The organism is Candidatus Omnitrophota bacterium, from assembly GCA_023227985.1.
GTDB lineage: Bacteria > Omnitrophota > Gorgyraeia > Gygaellales > Profunditerraquicolaceae > JALOCB01.
The window spans coordinates 1-20,390 of sequence record JALOCB010000015.1; the positions used below are offsets into that span (position 1 = coordinate 1).

Annotated in this window: 18 protein-coding genes; all 18 read right to left on the bottom strand. The window is 49.8% G+C overall.

Annotated features, from left to right (window positions below):
• A partial coding sequence (locus M0R35_04660) for a hypothetical protein (GenBank protein ID MCK9594950.1) occupies positions 1 to 856 on the bottom strand: 856 nt, incomplete at its 3' end.
• The gene (locus M0R35_04665) at positions 843 to 2,015 is read right to left on the bottom strand and encodes a glycosyltransferase family 4 protein (protein MCK9594951.1); all 1,173 of its coding nucleotides are present in this window, start codon (positions 2,013 to 2,015) and stop codon (positions 843 to 845) included. The genes M0R35_04665 and M0R35_04660, both read right to left, overlap by 14 nt.
• 1 nt (position 2,016) lies before the next feature.
• On the bottom strand, positions 2,017 to 3,171 hold the full coding sequence (locus M0R35_04670) for a radical SAM protein (GenBank protein ID MCK9594952.1): 1,155 nt from the start codon (positions 3,169 to 3,171) through the stop codon (positions 2,017 to 2,019).
• Between the two features lies 1 nt (position 3,172).
• A complete protein-coding gene (locus M0R35_04675; protein ID MCK9594953.1) occupies positions 3,173 to 4,348 on the bottom strand; it encodes a DegT/DnrJ/EryC1/StrS family aminotransferase in 1,176 nt (391 codons plus the stop codon).
• Positions 4,345 to 5,010 carry a class I SAM-dependent methyltransferase gene (locus M0R35_04680; GenBank protein MCK9594954.1) on the bottom strand — a complete coding sequence of 222 codons (666 nt, stop codon included), beginning with the start codon at positions 5,008 to 5,010 and terminating at the stop codon, positions 4,345 to 4,347. The genes M0R35_04675 and M0R35_04680 overlap by 4 nt, the downstream gene beginning before the upstream one ends.
• Entirely contained in the window at positions 5,004 to 6,068 is a 1,065-nt protein-coding gene (locus tag M0R35_04685; GenBank protein MCK9594955.1) for a glycosyltransferase family 9 protein, read from the bottom strand. Before M0R35_04685 ends, M0R35_04680 begins: the two co-directional genes overlap by 7 nt.
• 6 nt (positions 6,069 to 6,074) lie before the next feature.
• A complete protein-coding gene (locus M0R35_04690) occupies positions 6,075 to 7,196 on the bottom strand; it encodes a glycosyltransferase family 9 protein (GenBank protein ID MCK9594956.1) in 1,122 nt (373 codons plus the stop codon).
• Positions 7,193 to 7,942 carry a glycosyltransferase family 2 protein gene (locus tag M0R35_04695; protein ID MCK9594957.1) on the bottom strand — a complete coding sequence of 250 codons (750 nt, stop codon included), beginning with the start codon at positions 7,940 to 7,942 and terminating at the stop codon, positions 7,193 to 7,195. Before M0R35_04695 ends, M0R35_04690 begins: the two co-directional genes overlap by 4 nt.
• Positions 7,932 to 9,569: a glycosyltransferase family 39 protein gene (locus M0R35_04700; protein MCK9594958.1), complete on the bottom strand. Its 1,638-nt coding sequence runs from the start codon at positions 9,567 to 9,569 to the stop codon at positions 7,932 to 7,934. Before M0R35_04700 ends, M0R35_04695 begins: the two co-directional genes overlap by 11 nt.
• 88 nt (positions 9,570 to 9,657) lie before the next feature.
• Positions 9,658 to 10,656: a class I SAM-dependent methyltransferase gene (locus M0R35_04705; GenBank protein MCK9594959.1), complete on the bottom strand. Its 999-nt coding sequence runs from the start codon at positions 10,654 to 10,656 to the stop codon at positions 9,658 to 9,660.
• A complete protein-coding gene (locus M0R35_04710) occupies positions 10,650 to 11,876 on the bottom strand; it encodes a glycosyltransferase family 4 protein (protein ID MCK9594960.1) in 1,227 nt (408 codons plus the stop codon). Before M0R35_04710 ends, M0R35_04705 begins: the two co-directional genes overlap by 7 nt.
• Positions 11,837 to 12,619, bottom strand: coding sequence for a glycosyltransferase family 2 protein (locus tag M0R35_04715; protein ID MCK9594961.1), 783 nt, complete (start codon positions 12,617 to 12,619; stop codon positions 11,837 to 11,839). Before M0R35_04715 ends, M0R35_04710 begins: the two co-directional genes overlap by 40 nt.
• A complete protein-coding gene (locus M0R35_04720; GenBank protein MCK9594962.1) occupies positions 12,612 to 14,705 on the bottom strand; it encodes a glycosyltransferase in 2,094 nt (697 codons plus the stop codon). The genes M0R35_04715 and M0R35_04720 overlap by 8 nt, the downstream gene beginning before the upstream one ends.
• Positions 14,671 to 15,789 (bottom strand): glycosyltransferase, encoded by a 1,119-nt coding sequence (locus tag M0R35_04725; GenBank protein ID MCK9594963.1) that lies wholly within the window; start codon positions 15,787 to 15,789, stop codon positions 14,671 to 14,673. Before M0R35_04725 ends, M0R35_04720 begins: the two co-directional genes overlap by 35 nt.
• A complete protein-coding gene (locus tag M0R35_04730; protein ID MCK9594964.1) occupies positions 15,786 to 16,460 on the bottom strand; it encodes a class I SAM-dependent methyltransferase in 675 nt (224 codons plus the stop codon). The genes M0R35_04725 and M0R35_04730 overlap by 4 nt, the downstream gene beginning before the upstream one ends.
• Before the next feature lie 5 nt (positions 16,461 to 16,465).
• On the bottom strand, positions 16,466 to 17,422 hold the full coding sequence (locus M0R35_04735) for a glycosyltransferase family 2 protein (GenBank protein MCK9594965.1): 957 nt from the start codon (positions 17,420 to 17,422) through the stop codon (positions 16,466 to 16,468).
• Positions 17,423 to 17,425: 3 nt separating this feature from the next.
• On the bottom strand, positions 17,426 to 19,009 hold the full coding sequence (locus tag M0R35_04740; protein MCK9594966.1) for an oligosaccharide flippase family protein: 1,584 nt from the start codon (positions 19,007 to 19,009) through the stop codon (positions 17,426 to 17,428).
• Positions 18,990 to 20,381: an O-antigen ligase family protein gene (locus M0R35_04745; GenBank protein MCK9594967.1), complete on the bottom strand. Its 1,392-nt coding sequence runs from the start codon at positions 20,379 to 20,381 to the stop codon at positions 18,990 to 18,992. Before M0R35_04745 ends, M0R35_04740 begins: the two co-directional genes overlap by 20 nt.
• Positions 20,382 to 20,390 lie beyond the last annotated feature (9 nt).

Sequence of the window (20,390 nt, forward strand, 5' to 3'; positions counted from 1 at the left end):
CGGTTTCAATATTCACCATCCCGGATTTATCGCGGTTAGACGCCTCCGGATGCAGCCAATAAGTCAGGCTGTCCTGCCGATTCGCGTAATTTATGAAATTCTGATATGGCAATATACCCTGATCGCCATTATATTGATCAAATAAATAGCTCCTGAAAGGAAAATTATTGGCCAGGAATATAAAGCCTACCGCGACCAACGCCAAACCGGCCTTACGCCAGCCCGAAGAAACCGGCCCCAGCTTCCTCCCATACGCGTCTTTATAATCATAGGCCTTTTTACTCAAACAGGCCAACCCCGATAGAACGATCAATAAAGGCCAGAACAAGAACAGATCCCGGAGGCTTACGCCAAAGCTAAGGCCTTTTTTATTGCCTATTATTGGCAGGCGGCTGTAATCGCCGGCATCCGCCAGCCCTACAGTGAGGATATGTTTATGCCAGCTCTTTAAAGAGAAACCCTTCTTAAAAACAGACCCTTCCCAGAAATAGAACGGCGCCGATTCTACGCCGGCCAATATTATCATATCCGGGTTCCTGTCCCTGATCCGCTTTACCTGGCCGAGATACCTTTTGATCCCGTATTTGAATATTGACCCGGTCTCTACCCGCTTTTTTATTATGTTTCGCAGCGGCCATATCCCGTACTCCCAGCGCATCAGATCGCGCTCAGCCGTGATCACAACCCTGACCCCGTTATCCCGGGCAGATGAAATTATCCCCTGGAGGGTATATTTACCGTCGCTGATCTGTGAAGCGACCTGTATAGCAGCGGGGACCTGGATATAATCCTGGGCAAAAACGCGGCTGCCGCAGATCAAGAACAATATCAGTAATAAAACTCTATGCCCTGGCATTTTTTTCTTTAAGGACCTCCTCATACATCCGCGTTACCTTGTCAACCATCGCCTCCGCCTTGAACCTATCCCGGCACCAGGCAAGAGCGGAGCCGGACATAGACCGCCTTAGCGCGGGATCGCTCAACAGCTTAAGCATTGCCTGAGCCAACGCGTCCGGGTCAGCCTGCGCCACCAATAACCCGGTCTGCCCATCCTTAACCACCTCGGGAATGCCGCCGACATTGCTGGCGACAACAGGTATGCCCAGGGATTGCGCTTCGATCAAAACTATCCCCACTGCCTCGTTCAAAGAAGGCAATACCAGCATATCCATCGCGGACATGATCCCCGGAATATTCTCCTGCCAGCCCAAGAAAACGATCTGCTCGCTTAACCCCCAGGAAGCGACCGCTTCCTCTAATTCACGGCGTAAACTGCCTTCACCGCTTAAGACAAACTTCACGCCCTCCCGCTTTTCCAGGATCTTTTTTGCCGCTTTTATGAAATATTGCGGCCCCTTGACCGGCTCCAATCTTCCGACAAAACCCGCGACCAGAAAATTACCGGATATGCCCAAGCTTTCCTTTACGGATATATTATTCTTATTATCCGGATCAAATCCCGACAGGTCCAGGCCCTGGCTGATCAAAACTAATTTTCCCCTGTTGGCAACGCGGTACTTTATATGATCGCTCTTCTCCAACTCGGTCAGGACCATTATCCTGTCGGTAAAACAACCCAGGAGTTTTTCTATTATCCGGACTAATCCGGAAAAAAAAGCGTTGAAATACCCGTAAAAATTGTGGCCGTGCGGAGTATGAATGATCGCCGGGACCCCGGCGAAATACGCGGCGATTCTGGCCAAGGCGCCGGCTTTGGCCGTATGGGTGTGCACCACATCAAAACCGGTTTCGCGGAAGATCCGGTAAAGTTTAAAAAACGCCATTATGTCGTCAAACAGCGAGATATCCCTTTTTAACTGCTTTATAACCGTAACCTTTCCTTTAAACTCATCCAGAAATACCCTGGTCTTAGCCGAAACATGCCCGGTCTTCCCGATGATCAAACTTACATCGAATACAGCCGGATCAAGCCCGCGGCAAAGTACGCGCAGTATATCCGGAGACCCTCCCCAGTCCATTCTGGTGATGACCTGACAGACTTTTATTTTTCTCATCTTAATACCTGTACAATTCCGTGCAGCGGCCGCACGCGGGGAATATTTTATTCGTCTTCAATATCCGGCGGAAATGTTTAGCCCGGCTGTTATTCCAGAGTTTTATCAAACTTTCCTTTTTGACATTACCGAAAGAATAGGTCAGGTTCAAACAAGGCCTGAGCTCGCCGTCAGGGAAAATATAAGCTGAAAGCCAAGGGCTGAGGCAACGGCAGTTCGACGCGGGAGGCCGGTAACAGGTATTGTTGTAATAATCCGAAAGCTCCGCCGAAGAAAAATTAGGGTAAAAATCAACGCTGAAACCGTATTTTTGCCCGAGGATCTCTTTCTCTTTTTCAAACAAATACTGCGGGTCTATCCCCGGCTCAAAAACAAAACCTTCCCAATCCCGGGAAGAACAGGCGAGCAACTCATCACAGGCCCTTTGCCTGCCGAGCATCTCCCGGCTCAGGAATATCAGGTTATGGAAGGTCAACGAATTTGCCTTAGCCTGCTTTGCCACTTCCAGCATCTCTTCTAAATTACGGTAATTATACCTGGTGATCGTGCATTGCAGGTTTATTAACGGGCTCTTCCGGCCGCAGCCGGCTTTAATGGAATTCACCTTTTGCAGGCCTTCCATGATCCGGCCGAATAAACCCGGCATTCCGCGGATATCATCATGTAATTTACCCGCGCCGTCCAAAGAAACATTCAGCTCATCCAGGCCCGCTTCCACTATCCTTTCGGCAAATTCCGCCAAAAGCGAACCGTTGGTGATCATTAAACAATGCCTGCCTTTCTGTTTGATATGCCGGATCAGCTCCGCACAACCCGGGAACAAAAGGGGCTCTCCGCCGAACAAAGTGATATTCGGCTTGAAATAAGCCGAGTCATCGACTATTCGCTTTAGTTCCTCCAAACCAAGCTCCCGGCTTAAAACACCCTGGCCCTGTTTCCTGGTCACTCCGCCATCGCCCCACTGTCCGCACATTTTGCAGTGCAGGTTGCAACGGTAAGTTAAAAACAAGGTTATAGCTTCAGGCAGGCTGCTTTTACCCGGATATAGCCAATAAGACAGATACGCCTTAGAGCGCTTGGCCAGGACCTTAACCGCGTATAAAGGCTGTCGGACCGCTTTGGCGGATGATCTTTTCAGGTTTCGTAAAGGCAGCATGTTATTTTCTTATAACCTCGATCATCTTTTCCAGATACTGCTTCTTCAATAAAGGATACACCGGCAGGGTCAGCAAATGCCCGGCCAGATAATCCGCGTTGGGAAAATCCTCTTTTTTGTACCCCAGCTCGAACATATGGTGCAAAGGCATATCATACATCCGGGAGCTCTCAATGCCTGCATCCCATAATTCCCTCTGTTTGCGCTCAAGCAACCGCGCATCCCTGAATAAAAGCGGCAAGCGGTTAAATACCGCATAGATCCTCCCGGATATATCCGGGAGGATAACGCCGTCATTGCCTCTCAATCCCTCAATAATGAACGCGCCGTTCTTATGCCTGGCGGAAAAATCCTCCCGGCAGCCTTCAAGAAGAACAGAACCCAGTCCTGCCTGAAAATCGCTTAAGGGCCGGGCCGAAAGATCCATAGCCGGGGCTATATCCTTAAAACGGGATATGAACGGATAGCCTAACCCGTAAACCATAGGGTTTGTGGCCAAGACAAGGGCTGCGGTCTTGAATAACAGCAGAGAACCGGATAACGGCCCGGCTTTTCTCAAACCCCGGACAGCTGACCGGACGCCAGCGGCAATATCCTCATTATTGGTGCATATGCATCCACCGGAGAAAACGGATAAGTTCTTGCCCCGGTTAAAACTGAAGAACCCGGCGTCGCTGAAACAGCCGACAGGCAGGCCGGATACCTTAGACCCCATCGCCTGGGCGCAATCCTCTAAAAACCATGTCCCTTCAGGGATCATTGCCCTGAACCCGGCGATATCCCGGACAGGGATACCGAACATATGCACGGCCACCACCGCCAGAGTATCCCCGGAAAGCGCTCCGGATAAAACATCCTTATCCATATTGAAATCCTTCAGGGAAATATCGCACAGGACCGGTTTTAATCCCGCCTTTCTTACCGCGGTGATAAGGCTGCCTGCGGTATAAGCCGGCAAGACCACCTCTTTTGTAAAGGATTTTTCCTGCAATGCTTTAAGCAGGATATAAAAAGCGGCTAACCCGGAATTGACCGTGCAGATGAACTTCGCGCGGGTGAACCCGGACAAGACGGCAATGAACTCCTCGGATGAGCTGCCTGCGCAAAGCGATTTAAAACCGCGGATAATATCAGAGGCGCTTATATCGGGGCGTATGATCGGTATCTTCCTGATCATCTTTTCCCCGCTTTCATCACTATAATAGGGGCCCAGGACCTGCAAGGAAAACCTACCGGCTTTTCATCAAGCATCCTCAAGCCCAATTCCCTTAATACACCCTCTATCTGGGCAGGATAATATGTGTTCAAGGGCTGCCCTTTGACGGTCCCGTCGTAATACGGGGCGAGTTTATACTTAAGCCTGAGCAACTGGTTCAGGGAACTGCGAAAATCAAAGATCAGATACCCTTGTTTCTTGCAGACCCTGGACATGGTCATTAAAAACCGCCTTACGGCTTCGATAGATTCCAATATATAAAAAACATTGATACAAACCACGGCATCAAAATATTCATCCGGAAAATCGATCGATTCGCCCCCCTGAACCTGCAAAGTTATATTCTTCAACTCCTTTTGCCGGAATCTCTCCCTGGCCCTTTCTATTCTGCCGCGATTGATATCCACGCCAAAAATCCGGGCGCCGGGATTGTTCAAAGCGAGCTGCGATAAAAACAGGCCTTCCCCGCAGCCGATTTCCAGTATATTACCTTCTTTTACCATATTACAGTATAAAAGCGCCTGATGCCTGACCATACTTTGCCAATGTCCGCTGGAATGCTCGAACCGCTCATCAGCCCGCGCAGTCAGATTATGCATCCAGTAATAAATTTTCTTTAACATTTTTTCCCCAGAATAGTTACCGCCGCTTCAGCCACTGCATCCGGCCGGATGTCCCTGAAACAGCTTCGCGACTCGCACGCGGAATTATAACAAGGCCCGCACGCGGGATACGAATAAAATACTGCAGCCTTATCCGAGATATGCCGAGGGTCGAACCTGGCCAGGTCTCCCGGGCCGAATAAAGCGATTTGCGGCACATCCAGCACCGAGGCTATATGCATTGAACCGGTATCGTTGGTAATATACAGGTTACATCTTTTGATCAATACAGCCAGTTGCTTAATAGTGGTCTTCCCGGCAAGGTTTACCGGCTCCGCTTTTAACATTTCCTTAAAGCGCATGACCGCCGGCTCCGTTCCTCTAAAGCCGGTTATGACTATTTTACATTTGATCATCTCCTGCAGGCGGTTTATCGCCGCCGCAAAATTCTCTGCCGGCCACTGCCGTGATAAAACAGGCGTGGAAGGATTGACCCCGACCAGGATATCCGCGTCATTGATCCCGCATTCGGACAAAAGCCCGTGTATATAAGCATTATCCCCTGCGGATATGCTGATCTGCGGCCGCCGGTATTGCGCGTCTATTCCCAAAGCCTTTACTGTGTTCAGATCATATTGATACTCCGGCATACGGCCCTTAATAGTCTCCGGGATCCTTATATCGAAGAAAAAACCCCTGCCGTCGGTATCGCGGCCGATCCTGCATCCGGCCTTAAGCAGATGAAAAATAGCCGCCATCTTGAAAGCGCTGGCCCAGGAATGGATGCTGCGCATATTTAAAACCAGTTCGAATTCCCTTTGGCGCAGGTAAAACAAAGTCCTGAGCGTGCTGATCATACGGAAATCGAAAAATACCACCTCGTCTATGCAGGGGCAGTCCTGCGCGAACTGCGCGGCCCGCGGTATGCACCAAAGGACGATACGCGCGTTCCGGTAGAAAGCGCGCAAAGCGCAGAGCGCGGGTTCCGAAAGGAGAAAATCGCCTAACCCGCCGAGGTTAATGATCAGGATATTGCGCACATCCTGCGGCGCAGGGAGCTTTTTTCTTTTTTTATCCATAAATTCTTAAGGCTTACCTGTTCTGCCAAGCAACGCCCCAACCGCCTCTTCCATTTCCTTTACCGTGATAGACGACATACATTTATGCCGCGAACAGAACGCCTTACTGCACGGGCTGCAGGACAGGTCCTTGCGGATAACGCTATTCCTTTCGCCTGCAGGATGCCACAAATAAGGGACAGTCGGTCCCATAGTAGATACCGTGGGTACACCTAAAGCCGCGGCGATATGCAGCGGCCCGGAATTATTACAGACCATAAGGCCCATCCTGGATATAATCGCGGCCAGCCTATTCAAAGGCAAGCCGACTGCCATAAGAGGATGCGGCGTTAACAAAGAGGCAAGCTTGCCCGCGGATTTTCTTTCCTGTGAGTTTGCGATCAAAATTATCCTGGCCTTATGTTTATCGCTGATCTTATCCGCCAAGGCTGCAAAATTCCTGATCCCCCAGCGCTGGCTGGGAAATTTCCCTCCTGGGGCTACCCCCACTATAAGCTCGCCCTTTTCAACCGCCCGGGTTTTCAGGAAATCATCGGCAAATGAATTATCCTCATCCGATAAAAAGATCCGCGGCAAGGCATCCGCGGCAAGACCGCTATCCCCTCCGGATAAAACGGCGAGTTCCCGGGGGATATCCATCAGGCATTCGCACATCCTCTTCTGTCCCGGCACGGGCTTAAGCGCTACGTTAAAAAGCCTGCCGCGTCCAGAGATATCAAAACCCGCGCTGACAGCCGGCCGGCTTAAAAAAACGAGCAATGCCGTTTTAAGCGTATAATCCATAAGCAGGTCCGTTATCAGGTAAAATCCTTCTTTTCGCAGTACATTTACGGTCCCCCAAAACCCCCGGTAAGGGATCAACCGGTCTATCCCGGGAATATTCTCTAAAAGCGGGACAAGCGAAAGAGGGACCACCATAGCCAATTTCGCTTGCGGGAATATGGACTTTAAAGCGCGGACCGCGGGCAAAGACGCCACAACATCGCCTATACGGTCGATCCGGATCACCGCTATGGATGTTACCTGTTCAGGCTTTATGCATTTTATCCTTCCAGGCACAAAGAACAGCCGAAGGAACCATCCGCGCAGGCGAAGATATCCGTCTTTCAATAAATACCTTATGCTCATTCTCCCCTTTGCCTATCCGCGCGTTCGCGCATATTGCCGAAAACATGGGACAAAAAATACCAGGCGATCAGAAAAAACATCCTGGATCCCAAACAGAAAGCCTTTATCTTGTTTCCGGTTATTGTCGATACGCCGCTCCTGGCGCTGTAATTCACCGGTATCTCGATGAACCGCAACCTTATGATCGCCATCCAGAGTATGAATTCGCAGTTAAAACGGGAATCGCCGATCCGGAACTTGTCCTTCAGCTTATCGTACGCCCCGCGATTGATGAGTTTCATAGTGCATCCCATATCGGTAAGCTGGGAGGTATTAAAAAGGAACTCCAGGAACTTAGCTACCAGAAAATTCCCCCAGCGCAGCGAGAAATCCATATTCGCGCCCTGCCAGATCAGTTCACGGGTAGTCCTGGTCCCCATAACCACCTCAAAGTCATCGGCGTAAGCTAAAAGCTTGATGATATCCTTTCCCTGGAATGTCCCGTCAGGTTCAGCCACGACCAACAGTTCGCCCTTAGCCTGGCTTAACCCCTGTTGGATAGCCCAGCCATACCCCTGCCTTTTCTCATATACTATGCGGGCGCTGGTCTTGGCAACCTCTTCATCGGTGCCGCACTCGGCGTTATTATTGCAGACCACTACCTCATCCACTAATCCGCCAGCGCAAAATTCTTCGATCACCCGACGTATCACATCGCGTTCGGTATAAGTCGGCAGGATTAACGATACAGTCTTATCATTCCACATAATAACGCCCCTGTTTCCTCAACCACACAGTATACGAGCCTATTTGAGAGGATGTAAAACCATTCTCCAGAAATTCCCGCACTGAACCCTGATTAAAGATATTCCGGTATTGGCTCAGGCTGTTGCCGGTAACCCCGTAGACCAGGCAGCTTATTTTGTGCTCTTTCATAGCCCGGATGAACATATCCCTTCCTTTTAGATCTTTATTCAAAACATAAGAAAGCAGATTATCATTCGCCAGCCATTTTATCTCCGCCGGAGCGATTATCGGTTCAGCGGCATCGGTGTTAGCCCGCACAAAAGCCGCTGTTTCCCTGACCCCTTTCGCGCCGTAGCAATAAACAGTATTATACCCGGCCTTTGCCTGGACAAAAGACAATGCCAAATTCGAGCTGACCATAGTCAGGAATAAAACAAGCAGGAATGGACGCTTTGATCTGGCTGACAGGAATAAATAAGCCATAGGCAAAACCGCGATGATCAGCAAAAAACGGGCCGCCTCCTTAAACAGCACCTGCCTGGCCATTAAGCCGCTGTTCAGGATCAAAGCCTCTTTAAGCCGGTAATTTATCCCGTACAATGGATCGCCTACCACGAAAATATTATAGAGCATAAGCCCGGACGCGCAAATGAATAAAACCGGCATTTCTTCTTTCTTAAAACGCAGTTTCTCCGATAAAAACCATCCGATAAATATGGAAAGTACCGGCATTACAGCAGCATGGTACTTAGGGAAACTATGCGTGACACCTCCGACAAAAAGATAAATAACCCCGGCGGCGATCCCATACAACGCCAATTGCCTTGCCGGCAGCGGCTCATTCCCCCCGCTGCCCTGCTTAAAAAACGCGATCAGGGAAACAACCGAGAGGATAATGAACGACGGCGAGGCCCAGATAAGGACAGACCAGGCATTCCGGGCAAAAATATCCCATCCGCCAGGACTGGCTGCACCGGTATAGAAACGGCTCAACACTGATAACGGGACAAATAAAATATCCCCGGGATCCCGGGCATTGGCCCAACAGTAAACAAACCAGGCCGACAAGAATAAAATTACCGCGCAGCAGCTTATCTGGATCAACTGTTTTGCCTTTTCCCCAGCCTTTCTGAAAAGCAAATATGCCAGGAATGTCCCTACAATCAGCAAAGGAGCGGATAATTTAATGAACATTACCATGAACAAAGAAAAACCCAATATCAGTATCTGTTTCGCGGCCAATCTCGGATATTGCGCGCGGGAAATAAGCCAAATAAAGAACAAGGCCGCCGTGTTCAATATAGTTCCGTCCATATCGATCAAAAGCGAACCCCGCTGCGCCAAAGGGTTCATGGCATAGATCAAACAAGCCCATAAACCCGCTGATCCGGCATTCTTGCTTTTCTTGAAAATTTCGCCGCAGATCAAATAGATCAGTATCAACGAAACCAGAAAACAGGTTATCCCGGGCAACCGGCCGGAAACCTCGTTAACGCCCAGCACCCTGCCTAACGCCCCGATCGTCAGGACAAACCCCGGAGGATGCCATATCCCAAAAAGCCTGTCACCGTGCTCGACAAAGAACACGGTTATCCCTTTCTGGAATACCGCGCGGCCGGCCAGCATCAACCCGACCTCATCGCCCATCACCGGTTCTGTCCAGGAAGGTAAAATAAAAACCAGATACAGTAAAAAACACGCACAGATAAAGGAAACCGGAGATCGGAGTATTTTTTTAATCATTCAACCCTTTCTTTCGGGCAAAAACCTCGATAACCGTCCCGTTCGCGCAAACCATATTTACCACCGATATAAAAATAGTCAAAACTAACGTTAAAGGCAGCAACCCCGCGATCAGGAATATCGTGTAGAGCCTGCGCAAAAAACAGGTGTCATACAAAAGAACATCCCTTTTGAACATTTTGTGCAACAAATTATGCTCCCCTCCCAAGAAATTAAAAAGGCTCTGGCTGATGAACGGGAAATTATATTCCAAAGAGTTATAGCTTATATCGGTAACGCGGAAGCCGTTGCCATCGATCAGCCGTATCAAATTCCGGGCGCTGTACATATAATGGTGTCTGGGCAATTCCAGGCCCAACCAGTCTTTCAGGCTCATCCTGGCCTCAAAACTCCGCACATTCGGCACAGAAATGAACAAACGGCCGTTATCTTTCAAGATGGAGCGCGCTTTATTAAGCGCCCGTCCCGGCGCAGCGATATGCTCGAAGCTGTGCCAGAAAGTTACCGCGTCGAAATAATTGCCGGGCAGATCAAGATCCGCGACATCCCCCGGACAGAAGCGTATATTCTCCTTTGTCCCTGCCGCATCAAGCGCGTAAGCGGAGATATCCGCACCCCAGCAATCCCAGCCTCTGCGCGCCATTTCCTTAAGAAACGAGCCCTGGCCGCAGCCCACATCCAGTATCGCGCCTTTCCGCGCCTTTTTTTCGATCTTTCCTGCCCGCAGCCGCATGAATATACCCATTAAGAAAATAAAAGCCGTAAAAATCATGCCTTTCCCGCGTTTATCCGTATAGAAACCGCCTTTGTCAATATCCCGGAAATCCACTTTCTCCGCAGCAGGATATAACCGGATCAAAGAACAGCCGGGGCATTGGATCAGGCCGAATAATTTATCGCCAAGGATATCCACGCCTTTCGCCTTGAACAGAAAACGGGCATCCTGACAGCCGCAAATAACACAAGGCGGATATTGCTTTTGCGCTAGCATAATTTATACCCTTTATCCAAAAGCGCGTCCTGGTAGACTTTCTCAAGCCTGCGCGCCGCGTTAGAGGCGTTGAATTCCCGGCGGCAGTATAGATACGCCTTTTCCGCGAGATCATTGCGCGCTGCGGGGTCGTTTATCAATGCGTTCACCTTAGCCGCCAGATCCCCGGGGTTTTTCTCCTGAAAGATCACCCCGGCCTTTCCGTTATCGGTGATCCTGAGAAAAGCCGGAACATTGCTGGCGCAAACCACAGCCTTGTTAGCCATTGCCTCAATCAAGGTATTCCCGAAAGACTCCCGGCATTCGCTCCAGGAAGGCTGGATAAGCATATCGAATGCCGGCATTATCGAATCCATATCATCCATAAAACCGGAGAATTTTATTTTTCCGGAGATATTATTCCGGGCTGCCAGCGCCTCCAGACTTTCCCTTTCCGGGCCTTCCCCGGCTACAAAAAAACGCGCCTGCGGGTTCCGGCCGATTATCTCCCTGGCGGCAATAATAACATCACCGTACCCTTTTTCCCGGATCAGCCTGCCGGCCAGACCTATAAGAAGGTTATCTTCTGAAAAACCAAGTTGTTTTTTTAGAGTTGTTTTGCGCTGATGGTCCGGCAGAGTCCTGCGCGAAAAATCCACGCTGTTATGTATACATACGACCTTTGCCGGATCGATCCCCTGACGCCGGATATAACTTTCCCTGGCCTCTTCCGATACCGCGATAACCTTATCCAGGCAATTATTAGTAGCCATATGCCCCAGGTTGTGCAGAAAAAAACGGACAGGCCTATCCTTAAGCCAGCTATGCTCAGGGTCATTCATATGTTCGGTCAGGATAACGGCCGGGACACCGGTTATCCTGCCTGCCAAACATATTAACGGCCCTACCCTTCCCATCCTGCCATGCAGGATATGATATTCGTTCCGGCGCAAGATATTGATCAATTGCCAGAGTATCTCCAGGTCGCTTTTTAACCCGAATCCCAAAGGGAAATACTCTATCCCCGCGTTCTTGATCCAGGATTTGAATTCCCCGACAGGAGAAAACGCGCTGCTGATATAAAATTTGTTTTTATCTAAATTAGTCGCCAGGGCGAATGAGCTTCGGTTGGGCCCGGTCAACCCTCCGGAATGGGAGACCATTAACACGCGGATAGGGTAATTTATTCTTTTATCTTTGCTCATCGGGCTAAGGCTTGGGCCTTTCTTTGGATCTCCCACAATTTAATCTCTTTCAGAAAAATAGTCAATCCGGTCAGGAAAGCGATCACCAGCCCCAAATAACCGTCTATGAATCCCTTCTGCAAAACGAATCTTTTGGAAGCCTGCGCCAAAGGCAAAAATAAAACTTTGGCCGGTAAGGTCAGCGCGTTAAGCCTCTCGCCTTTTTGCCAGGCCTGCCAGGCCAGTATGCCGGAATAGCGGTTGACCTTAGCCAGATATTCCTCAAGATCGGAACAGGTGTGATGAATGATCTGGTTTTTCAGATAACCGTAACCGCCTAAAGGCAAGATCGCGGCGTGTATCTCCGCCGGAAACACCACGCTGCCCTTCCTGAACAGCCTCAACACATAAGCCGGATACCAGCCTGCGCCCTTGACCCATTCACCCAGGAATATATTCCTGCGCGCAACGTAGAACGAGTTTTGCCTGACGCCTGAATCCAATATGCCCCGGATCTCGGCCCTTAATTCCGGAGGGACCTCTTCATCGGCATCCAGATAAAGGACCCATTCGCATGCCGCGTGTTCGGCGGCGGTTATCCGGTCGGGTTCGCAAAAGCCCTTGGACGGGACAGTAAAAACCTTATCCGTGTATTCCCTGCAGATAGCCGCGGTATTATCCTGCGAATCCTGGTCTACCACGACCATCTCATCCGCCCATTTTACCGAATCCAGGCACCTGCGGATATTGGAGGATTCATTGCGGACCACCAGTATAACTGAAAGTCTCTGCTTATCCATATCTCAACCCTATTAATTCCAGGTAAATATCCTGGACCTTCCGGGCATTAGTCTCGATCTTAAAACAAGCCTCTGCCCGCGAGCGTCCGTTCTGCCCCATCTTTTTGGCGAAATCCGCGTGTTCGATCAGGAAAATCATCCTTTCAGCCAGGGCCGTATGGTCCCCGGGCCTGAAGAAATACCCGGTTATCCCATCCTGGGCCATCTCCGTGGTGCCTCCGGTGATAGTCGCTATTAACGGTTTAGCGCAGGCCATAGCCTCCAGCACCACTCTTCCGCAAGGCTCGGCATCCGAGGCCAAAACAAATATATCCATAGCGGCGTAAATCTCAGGCATATCTTTCCGCAAACCCGTAAATATGACATTCTGTCCCAGGCCGAAGTCGCTTACCAGGGATTTTAAGAAAACATCCTCTTCTTCTTCCCGCTTGAATACCGCTCCTCCGGCGACCAGGAATTTCAATCTGTTTTTCAGCTCCGGCAATGCCGCGATCACCTCTGCGGCAGCCTTCAAAAAGGTCCGCTGGCCTTTCTCGAGATTGAACCTGGAAGCGATGCCGACCACAATATCCTTTTTGCCTATCCCAAACTCGCCCCTGATATTCTCACCGCTTATATCCGGGCTGAATTTTTGCGTATCCACGCCGTTATGCACCACACGGACATTGCCCGGCAAGCCATTCCTGCTCAAAAATCTATCGGCTATTGCCCGGGAATTGCAGATTATCCTGTCGGCGAATGACGAAAACAACCTGTCAGGATCAATGATCTCGTCAGTCAACAAATTGCGCTGATGCCAAACCACCGGGACTTTAACGATCCTGGAGGTTACCGACGCGTAAAAATGCGAGCGGATACTGTTGGAATGAATGATCCGGATCTTCTTTTCCCGGGCGATCCGGAAAAGCTTTCTCACTGTTTTGGTCACCCCCAAAAGAGATCTGACCCTGGGGAATCCAAGATAAATCACTTCTACGCCCATACGCTCCAATTCATCCGCTAACGGCCCGGATCCGGGCAGAACGAATAGGGGCCGAAATCTCTTTTTATCCAGGTTTTTCGCCAGGTTAAGCAGGCTGTTTTCCGCTCCGCTGATCACAGAAGTCTCATGCAGGTATAATATGCAGTGTGGTTCAACGACAGGCAGACTGGAAAACTTCCTAAACAAGTCCCTATCGGAATAGACCTCGGTTAAGATCCGTTGTTTTCTCCGGGACCTGATAACCTCCGGGATCTGCGGCAAAGCCATAAAAAATCCCGCGCTGAATTCTTTTTTCCCGATCAAAGGGCAGATCAATAATTCCGGAATAGTAAAAAGCAAGTGTTTTAGGAGCAAGCCCCGGTCGGAAATATCCTTCCAGGTCATCAAAAACCTGTTCTTCCAATGGATATTGCTTATCTCACTGCGCTCATGATATTTCGCGATAGTCCCTCTTTGCTTATGAATGACGCAACTGTCCGGATCGATCAAAGAACGGTACCCCTTTTTCCAGGCCCGCCAGCAGATATCCCCGTCCTCAGCGTAAAAAGGCCGGAAGAGGATATCAAACCCCCCCAATTCCAGGAACTTCACGCGGTCAAAAGCGCTGTATCCGCCTGAGACGCAAAAAGACTCCGCGGCTTTAGAGCACATATCCAGGCACTCATACCAATACCAGAATATGCCGTATTTGAATTTTACAAAATGCGGCCATACCTTTTTACCGGGGGCGATGTCCTTCAACCCTTTTATCGCCACTGAGCTGACCGCGAACACCTTGTCGTCATCAAAATGCCTTATCAGAGGGGACAAAAAACCCTCACAAACTTCCACATCCGAATTAAGCAGGTAAATTATCTCGCCTTTGGCCTCACGGACGCCATAGTTGACCGCGTTGGCAAACCCGCTGTTCGCCCCCAAAGCCAGGAGGCGCACGCCTTTGATCCCTTTGACGAACTCCGCGCTGGAATCGGTCGATCCGTCATCAACGACAATAACCTCCGCTTCTCCCGGGTGAACGGATAACCGTTTAAGGAGGATCGGAAGGTTCTTCTGCAAAAACTCCCTGCCGTTATAATTGGGTATGATTACGCTTACTGATCTCATCTTTATATATTTTGGCGATCTTATCGACCATTTCCCTCTGGCTGAATTTGCTTTCCCAGGTATTGCGCGACTCGCGGGACATCTTGCGCATTTCATCTTCATGCCCGGCCAGATATATGATCTTCTCGGCCACAGCCGTGCTGTTTCTTACCGGGACGATAAACCCGTTAACCCCGTCCTGGACGATCTCGGCATTGCCGCCTATATCGGTAGCGATAAGGCACAAGCCGGCGGAAGCAGCCTCGGCCAGAGCCAAAGGCAGGCCTTCATGAGTCGTGGAAAGCTGAACAAAGATATCCATACCTGAAAGGTAATCTTCCGCGTCCTGCCTGGCCCCCAGGAAAATTACCGTGTTTTCCAACCCCAGTGACTTAACCCTGTTCCTTAATCCGTCCATTGCCGGTCCGTCGCCGATTATGACGCATTTACAATCAAGGCCCCGCCTGAGACATTCAGCTATGGACTCAACAAGAAAACTATGGCCTTTATGCCCTTCAATCCGGCTTATCGATCCGACGACAAATACCCCTGGAGCCAGCCCCAGCCCCTCTCTGACCTTACGCCTCAAGCTATCCGATGACCGCCTATCCTCGGCGCTGTTATAAACCAACGCTATCTTTGCGCAAGGTATCCCCAAAAACCCGATCAGGCATTTCCTTACCGCCAGGGACACTGCTATGACCCGGTCTGTAAAAGCGGCTACCGTCCTGACCTTGATTTTATCCTTCCAGGAAATACCGTAATACTGGTTCTGGACATGCATTATCACTACCGCTACCCCGGCCATCCTGGCGGATATCGCGCCCCAAACCGCCGGATAGAGCCCATGGCAATGAACGATATCGAATCTTCCCTTGCGTAATTCCGCGGTAACCCGCATTATGCCGCGGATGCGCAGCCTCCCGGAGAGACTGAATTCCCTTACCTCGATCCCCCGGTCTTCCAGAAACTTTACCAAAGGGCCTTTGGCCCTCAGGCAAAAAACAACATGCTTGAATTCCCGGGCATTAAGGACAAACCCGATCAGCGTCTTTTCCAAGCCTCCGATATTCAAGGCATCGACTATGTGGCATATACTTATCATTTTTTCGCCAAAACCGCCCAACCTAAGGCGTCCCGTTGATCAATACCATCCCCTAATTTAGCCAGGATATAAAATAACAACGAGAACCCCAGGCATAAAGCCGTAGCCGCCTGCTCGGCAAACTTCCCGCCTAAAGATCCCAGACAATTCCTGATGACTGTCCAAGCCACATCAACCAGACGGACCCCTGCCAGGGAAAAAACACCGCCGATCCTGCGCATAGCCACAATCTCAAAACCCGCTTCTTTTACAAGGGTTTCTATCCCGTATCTGGTAAAACGCCAGTAATCATCAGGCTCATAATGCAAACACCAGCTTTGGGGCACGGTAATATAAACAATTCCGCCTTTTTTAAGCGCCTTGTTTATCTGCGCCAAGCAAGCCTGGGGACGGAGGATATGTTCAAGCACTTCAGTACAAATCACGCTGTCAAAAGAACCATCCTTGAACGGCAAGGGATCGCAGCGAGAGCGGATATCCGGCTTCACTTCAGCAAGAATATCGATACCTACGTATATTTTAGCCCGGAGATACCTGGCATAAGGCCTTAAACCGCAGCCGATATCCAGAACCCTGCCTTTAATAAACCCCGAATACCCTGATAGGGCCTCAATCTGCAGTTTTTTCAATATAAAAAGCGGGTTAGCCGCCAATTCCAGCCAGTATTTCATCTTCCTTACGCCCCTTTCAGGGAATTCCGGTACTCTCGCCACATATAACTTACCATGCGTTTAAAATATCCCCAGTCGCGCGGCCGGCGGATCAAAATATGCGAAAAACCGAGCAAACCATATACGACGAAACTGCGCAGGGCCAGGTTAAAAAACAATACTACCATGGCCTGCCTTCCGTAGTGCTTGTTGAAAAAAGCAAGCCTGCTGCGCAATTTCCAGGAATGACAGGCATCGGGGACCTGTTTGGAGCTTTGATTGCCGTGATGTATCACCCGTATCTGCGGCAAATAATAAATAACCCCGCCCGATTTCTTAAGCCGGTAGCACAGGTCGATTTCGTCGTAATACATAAAGAAACGCTCGTCCATAAAATCCAGCCTCACCAGGTCTTCTTTGCGGAACAATAAACAGGCGCCGTAAGGCTGGTCAACCGGGCCCATCCGGTCAAATGAATATACTCCTATCCTGTACCAGTTAAAGATCCTGTTCCCCGGAAATGCCTCATCCAGATAAAGGCTCTCGCTCAGATCCGTAAAGAAAGACGGAAAATGCCGGCAGCTTTCCTGCAAAGACCCGTCTGCAAAAATAAGCCGGGGAGCGATACAATCCACCTGCGGATGCCCGTCCATAAAATCCGCCATTGCCTTTAAAGAATTATCTACCAGTTCCGTATCCGGATTAAGCAGGATGCTGTAACGGCCCCTTGCCTGGCGCAGGGCCTGGTTATTTCCGGCCGAGAAACCCAAATTGCGGCTGTTCGCGATCAGGATGGCCCAGGGAAATTCCTTCGCCACCATCTCCGCGCTGCCATCTAAAGAACCGTTGTCCACCACGAACACCTCAAAGCTTATGTCGCTGGTAAAACGATACAGCGAATCCAGGCATTGCTTCAACATAGAGCGCACGTTCCAATTCACAATAACCACCGAGATATCCACGTTCTTTTCTCCGGCATTCATAGTCTAATTCCCATACAATCTATTTAATAGGCCCCGCATAAAAGGGCATTTCTGCCCCAGAAAATCAATATCAGCCGCATTGAAGAATTTGGCGTAAAAGATCACCGCCAGATATGATATGGTGAAGGCCGCTCCCTGGATGAACAGGCTGAGTAACGCGCCGGGGCGTCCCGGGATCACGCCTGTCACGGGAAAGATCATATTCAGCAGAAAGGTCAACAATGAGGCAAATAGCCCTGCCCATAACGCCGGCCGGATCACCCCGATAATCCGGGAAAAAGGCATATTAAGCTCTTTGTTCAGCCGGGCTACGTAATAAACGGTGCCGGTATTCACCGCGAGCAACGTTCCCCAGGCTACGCCGTAAAACCCAAAGATCTTTATCAGAACAATGCTCAGGATAATATTGAGCACCACCATGATCACCGATCCGCTGGACATTATCTGCGGCTTATCGATAGCGATGCAGACCGTCCCGGCGACCTGGGCGAACGCGTTCATCATCCAGGCAACGGATAAGACCCGGATTATCAATACCGAGCTTTCGAACCCTTTGCCCATCCAGGCCAGCATCAATTCAGGCGCCGCCACGATCAGAAAAACAAATAACGGCAAAACAAAAAAAACCATGTATTTAGTGCTGCGCAGGTAAGCCTCAACCAGCTTTGGCCTCTCGCCCTTAGCTTCGATCTCCGAGAACGCCGGAATAAGCGCGCTGATAAGCAGGCTGGGGATAGTCATTATATGGTATATTATACAACTGCCCAGCTGGTAAAAGGTTACCCATATAAGGCTGAAAAAATGCGCTATAAGCACCTTGTCCGTCTGGGTATTGACCACCGCGGAAAGCCTGGCGATCTGTATCCTGTACCCGAACTTGAATAATGTAATAAAAACAGCCCTGTCGCAGTAAGACAGGCGGAATTTCAACCCCGGCAGCAGACGCGAGGCTATTATAATATTCGCAGCGCCGTGGATTACAAGGACCAGCGCGTTATTCAGGATCAGCCCTCTCAGGCCCCACCCTCTCTCCATAACCAGTATTGTACCCAGGATATTGACGATAGACAGAACAAAGCTTATCTTGTTCGTTATATCCTGGCGCTGCAAACCGGACTGCACGGCGGCAAAAGGGCTTAAGGCGTTGGCTGACACGAAAATAACGGTGCCTACAAAAAAGACAAAAACCGCTTCCTGGTACAACCCGGACGGCACTTTAAAGATACCGGTCAGGGGATTGATGCAGACTGCGGCTATGGCAAGGATCAGCCCGCCAAGCAGGCTGTAAAAAACAAAACCCGTGCTGATTATCCGGTTGACCCTTTCGTATTCTTTCCTGGCAAAGAACTCCGCCATATATTTCACGAAAGATATCCCGATCCCGAAATCAAAAAGGCTGAAATATCCGGTTATCACGCTGACCAGAGACCAGACAGCGTAACGTTCGATGCCGACCCGGCTGACAATATAAGGAGTAAGGAACAAACCGACCAGAATGGACCAGAACCTACCGGCGGTATTATAGGCGGTGTTCCGGATCACCTTATCCGATATTGCCAAAGATTCCTCAAACTTTCGTTCCGGCATATTCCAGACCTTTCTCTTCGGCCACGATCTCAGGCAGGACAGTAACGATAGCGGCCAGGAACCAGAAAGGCTCCATTATCCTGATCAAGACAAATACCGCGGCGCCCAGGGACTGGGCTAAAAGACCGACAAAACCGCACATAAGCCCCAAACTTACCGCCTTGGAAAAATCATCATCCATCTCCCGGTAAGTCTTATTGGCCAGGCGAAAAAGTAATAAGACTATCCAGGAAAAGGTCAAGAACCCCAGCGTACCGGTCTCGGTCAAAACGCGGGTATATTGGTTATCAATGGTCCCGCCTCCGGGCACCCCTGAACCAAGTATCGGCCGTTGAGCCAGCTTTGTGAAGCCCTGCTCCCAGGCATCGATACGCGCGGCGGTGGATTCCGAAACCGTAAAACTCTTTCCCAGTAAATGATACGTCTTATGCTTCTCAAATGTATCCTGAACCCGGTCATAGACCTTTTTAGGCATAAAATACGGAAAAACGATCACGCCGACGATCAATGCCATGATCATCAGGAACCTTGATTTTTTATGCAGGAATATGAAAGCCAGGATCATAGGAAAAAAACTGAACCAGCCTTCGCGGGAAAGGGTGAATACGAACGGGATAGCGGCAAAACAAAAAAAAGACGACCAAAGTAACTTGTGATTGTGCCTTTTGGCGTAGAACAAAAAAGCCAGGATCATCGCCATCATCAGGATCAAATAACCTGCCAGGGTATTGGGCTCCCCTCCGCCCTCTTCAAATGGTGTCGAAAGACGCTGGCCCGAAGGCATCTGCAGCCAGGCAAGAACACAAACCACAAAGCAGGTAACGAACAAAAGAAAAATGTATATCCTGGCCTGGCGGGACGTCCTAAGGTTGTTGCTCACCATGAAAAAAAGCAGGAAATACTCAAAATACTTAAGCAGGTATAGAACGGATTCCTTTAATACTATCCTTCCTTCCATCAACCCTAAGAGGGACGAAATTACGCAAATAGTGCTGTAGATCAGGATCGGCGAGTTCAGCGGGTTTTTCCTCAGAAAACCCAGTTCTTTCCTGACCGCCATCTTGGCCATCCATCCCAGAAAAACAACGAATATAAGCATATCCTCGACCCGGATATTGATCGCCCGGCTGGGAACGTCTCCCGCCCTTAATTCAGGGGATAACAACATCGAGAAAAGGATTATGACCAAAGCTATATCTGTCCGGAAAAAAGATATAATAAAAACAAAAAGCGCAAGAAAAACCACAAAGGTATGTTTGTAAGGCAATCCCAGGACAAGAACGCTGAATATGATGCAGACAAGAACAACGAAGGTTACGAGAAATATTAAGGCCTGGCCGTTTTTATTGCTCATCTCATATTTATCTAACATAAAAGGGAC

What these genes read in the sequence shown, in the direction of transcription:
- M0R35_04720 (MCK9594962.1), bottom strand. Translation starts at nt 14,705, where the DNA reads ATGAGATCAGTAAGCGTAATCATACCCAATTATAACGGCAGGGAGTTT.
- M0R35_04735 (MCK9594965.1), bottom strand. Translation starts at nt 17,422, where the DNA reads ATGAATGCCGGAGAAAAGAACGTGGATATCTCGGTGGTTATTGTGAAT.
- M0R35_04695 (MCK9594957.1), bottom strand. Translation starts at nt 7,942, where the DNA reads ATGTGGAATGATAAGACTGTATCGTTAATCCTGCCGACTTATACCGAA.
- M0R35_04685 (MCK9594955.1), bottom strand. Translation starts at nt 6,068, where the DNA reads ATGGATAAAAAAAGAAAAAAGCTCCCTGCGCCGCAGGATGTGCGCAAT.
- M0R35_04725 (MCK9594963.1), bottom strand. Translation starts at nt 15,789, where the DNA reads ATGATAAGTATATGCCACATAGTCGATGCCTTGAATATCGGAGGCTTG.
- M0R35_04745 (MCK9594967.1), bottom strand. Translation starts at nt 20,381, where the DNA reads ATGTTAGATAAATATGAGATGAGCAATAAAAACGGCCAGGCCTTAATA.
- M0R35_04740 (MCK9594966.1), bottom strand. Translation starts at nt 19,009, where the DNA reads ATGCCGGAACGAAAGTTTGAGGAATCTTTGGCAATATCGGATAAGGTG.
- M0R35_04675 (MCK9594953.1), bottom strand. Translation starts at nt 4,348, where the DNA reads ATGATCAGGAAGATACCGATCATACGCCCCGATATAAGCGCCTCTGAT.
- M0R35_04715 (MCK9594961.1), bottom strand. Translation starts at nt 12,619, where the DNA reads ATGGATAAGCAGAGACTTTCAGTTATACTGGTGGTCCGCAATGAATCC.
- M0R35_04665 (MCK9594951.1), bottom strand. Translation starts at nt 2,015, where the DNA reads ATGAGAAAAATAAAAGTCTGTCAGGTCATCACCAGAATGGACTGGGGA.
- M0R35_04700 (MCK9594958.1), bottom strand. Translation starts at nt 9,569, where the DNA reads ATGGGCGATGAGGTCGGGTTGATGCTGGCCGGCCGCGCGGTATTCCAG.
- M0R35_04705 (MCK9594959.1), bottom strand. Translation starts at nt 10,656, where the DNA reads ATGCTAGCGCAAAAGCAATATCCGCCTTGTGTTATTTGCGGCTGTCAG.
- M0R35_04680 (MCK9594954.1), bottom strand. Translation starts at nt 5,010, where the DNA reads ATGTTAAAGAAAATTTATTACTGGATGCATAATCTGACTGCGCGGGCT.
- M0R35_04690 (MCK9594956.1), bottom strand. Translation starts at nt 7,196, where the DNA reads ATGAGCATAAGGTATTTATTGAAAGACGGATATCTTCGCCTGCGCGGA.
- M0R35_04670 (MCK9594952.1), bottom strand. Translation starts at nt 3,171, where the DNA reads ATGCTGCCTTTACGAAACCTGAAAAGATCATCCGCCAAAGCGGTCCGA.
- M0R35_04730 (MCK9594964.1), bottom strand. Translation starts at nt 16,460, where the DNA reads ATGAAATACTGGCTGGAATTGGCGGCTAACCCGCTTTTTATATTGAAA.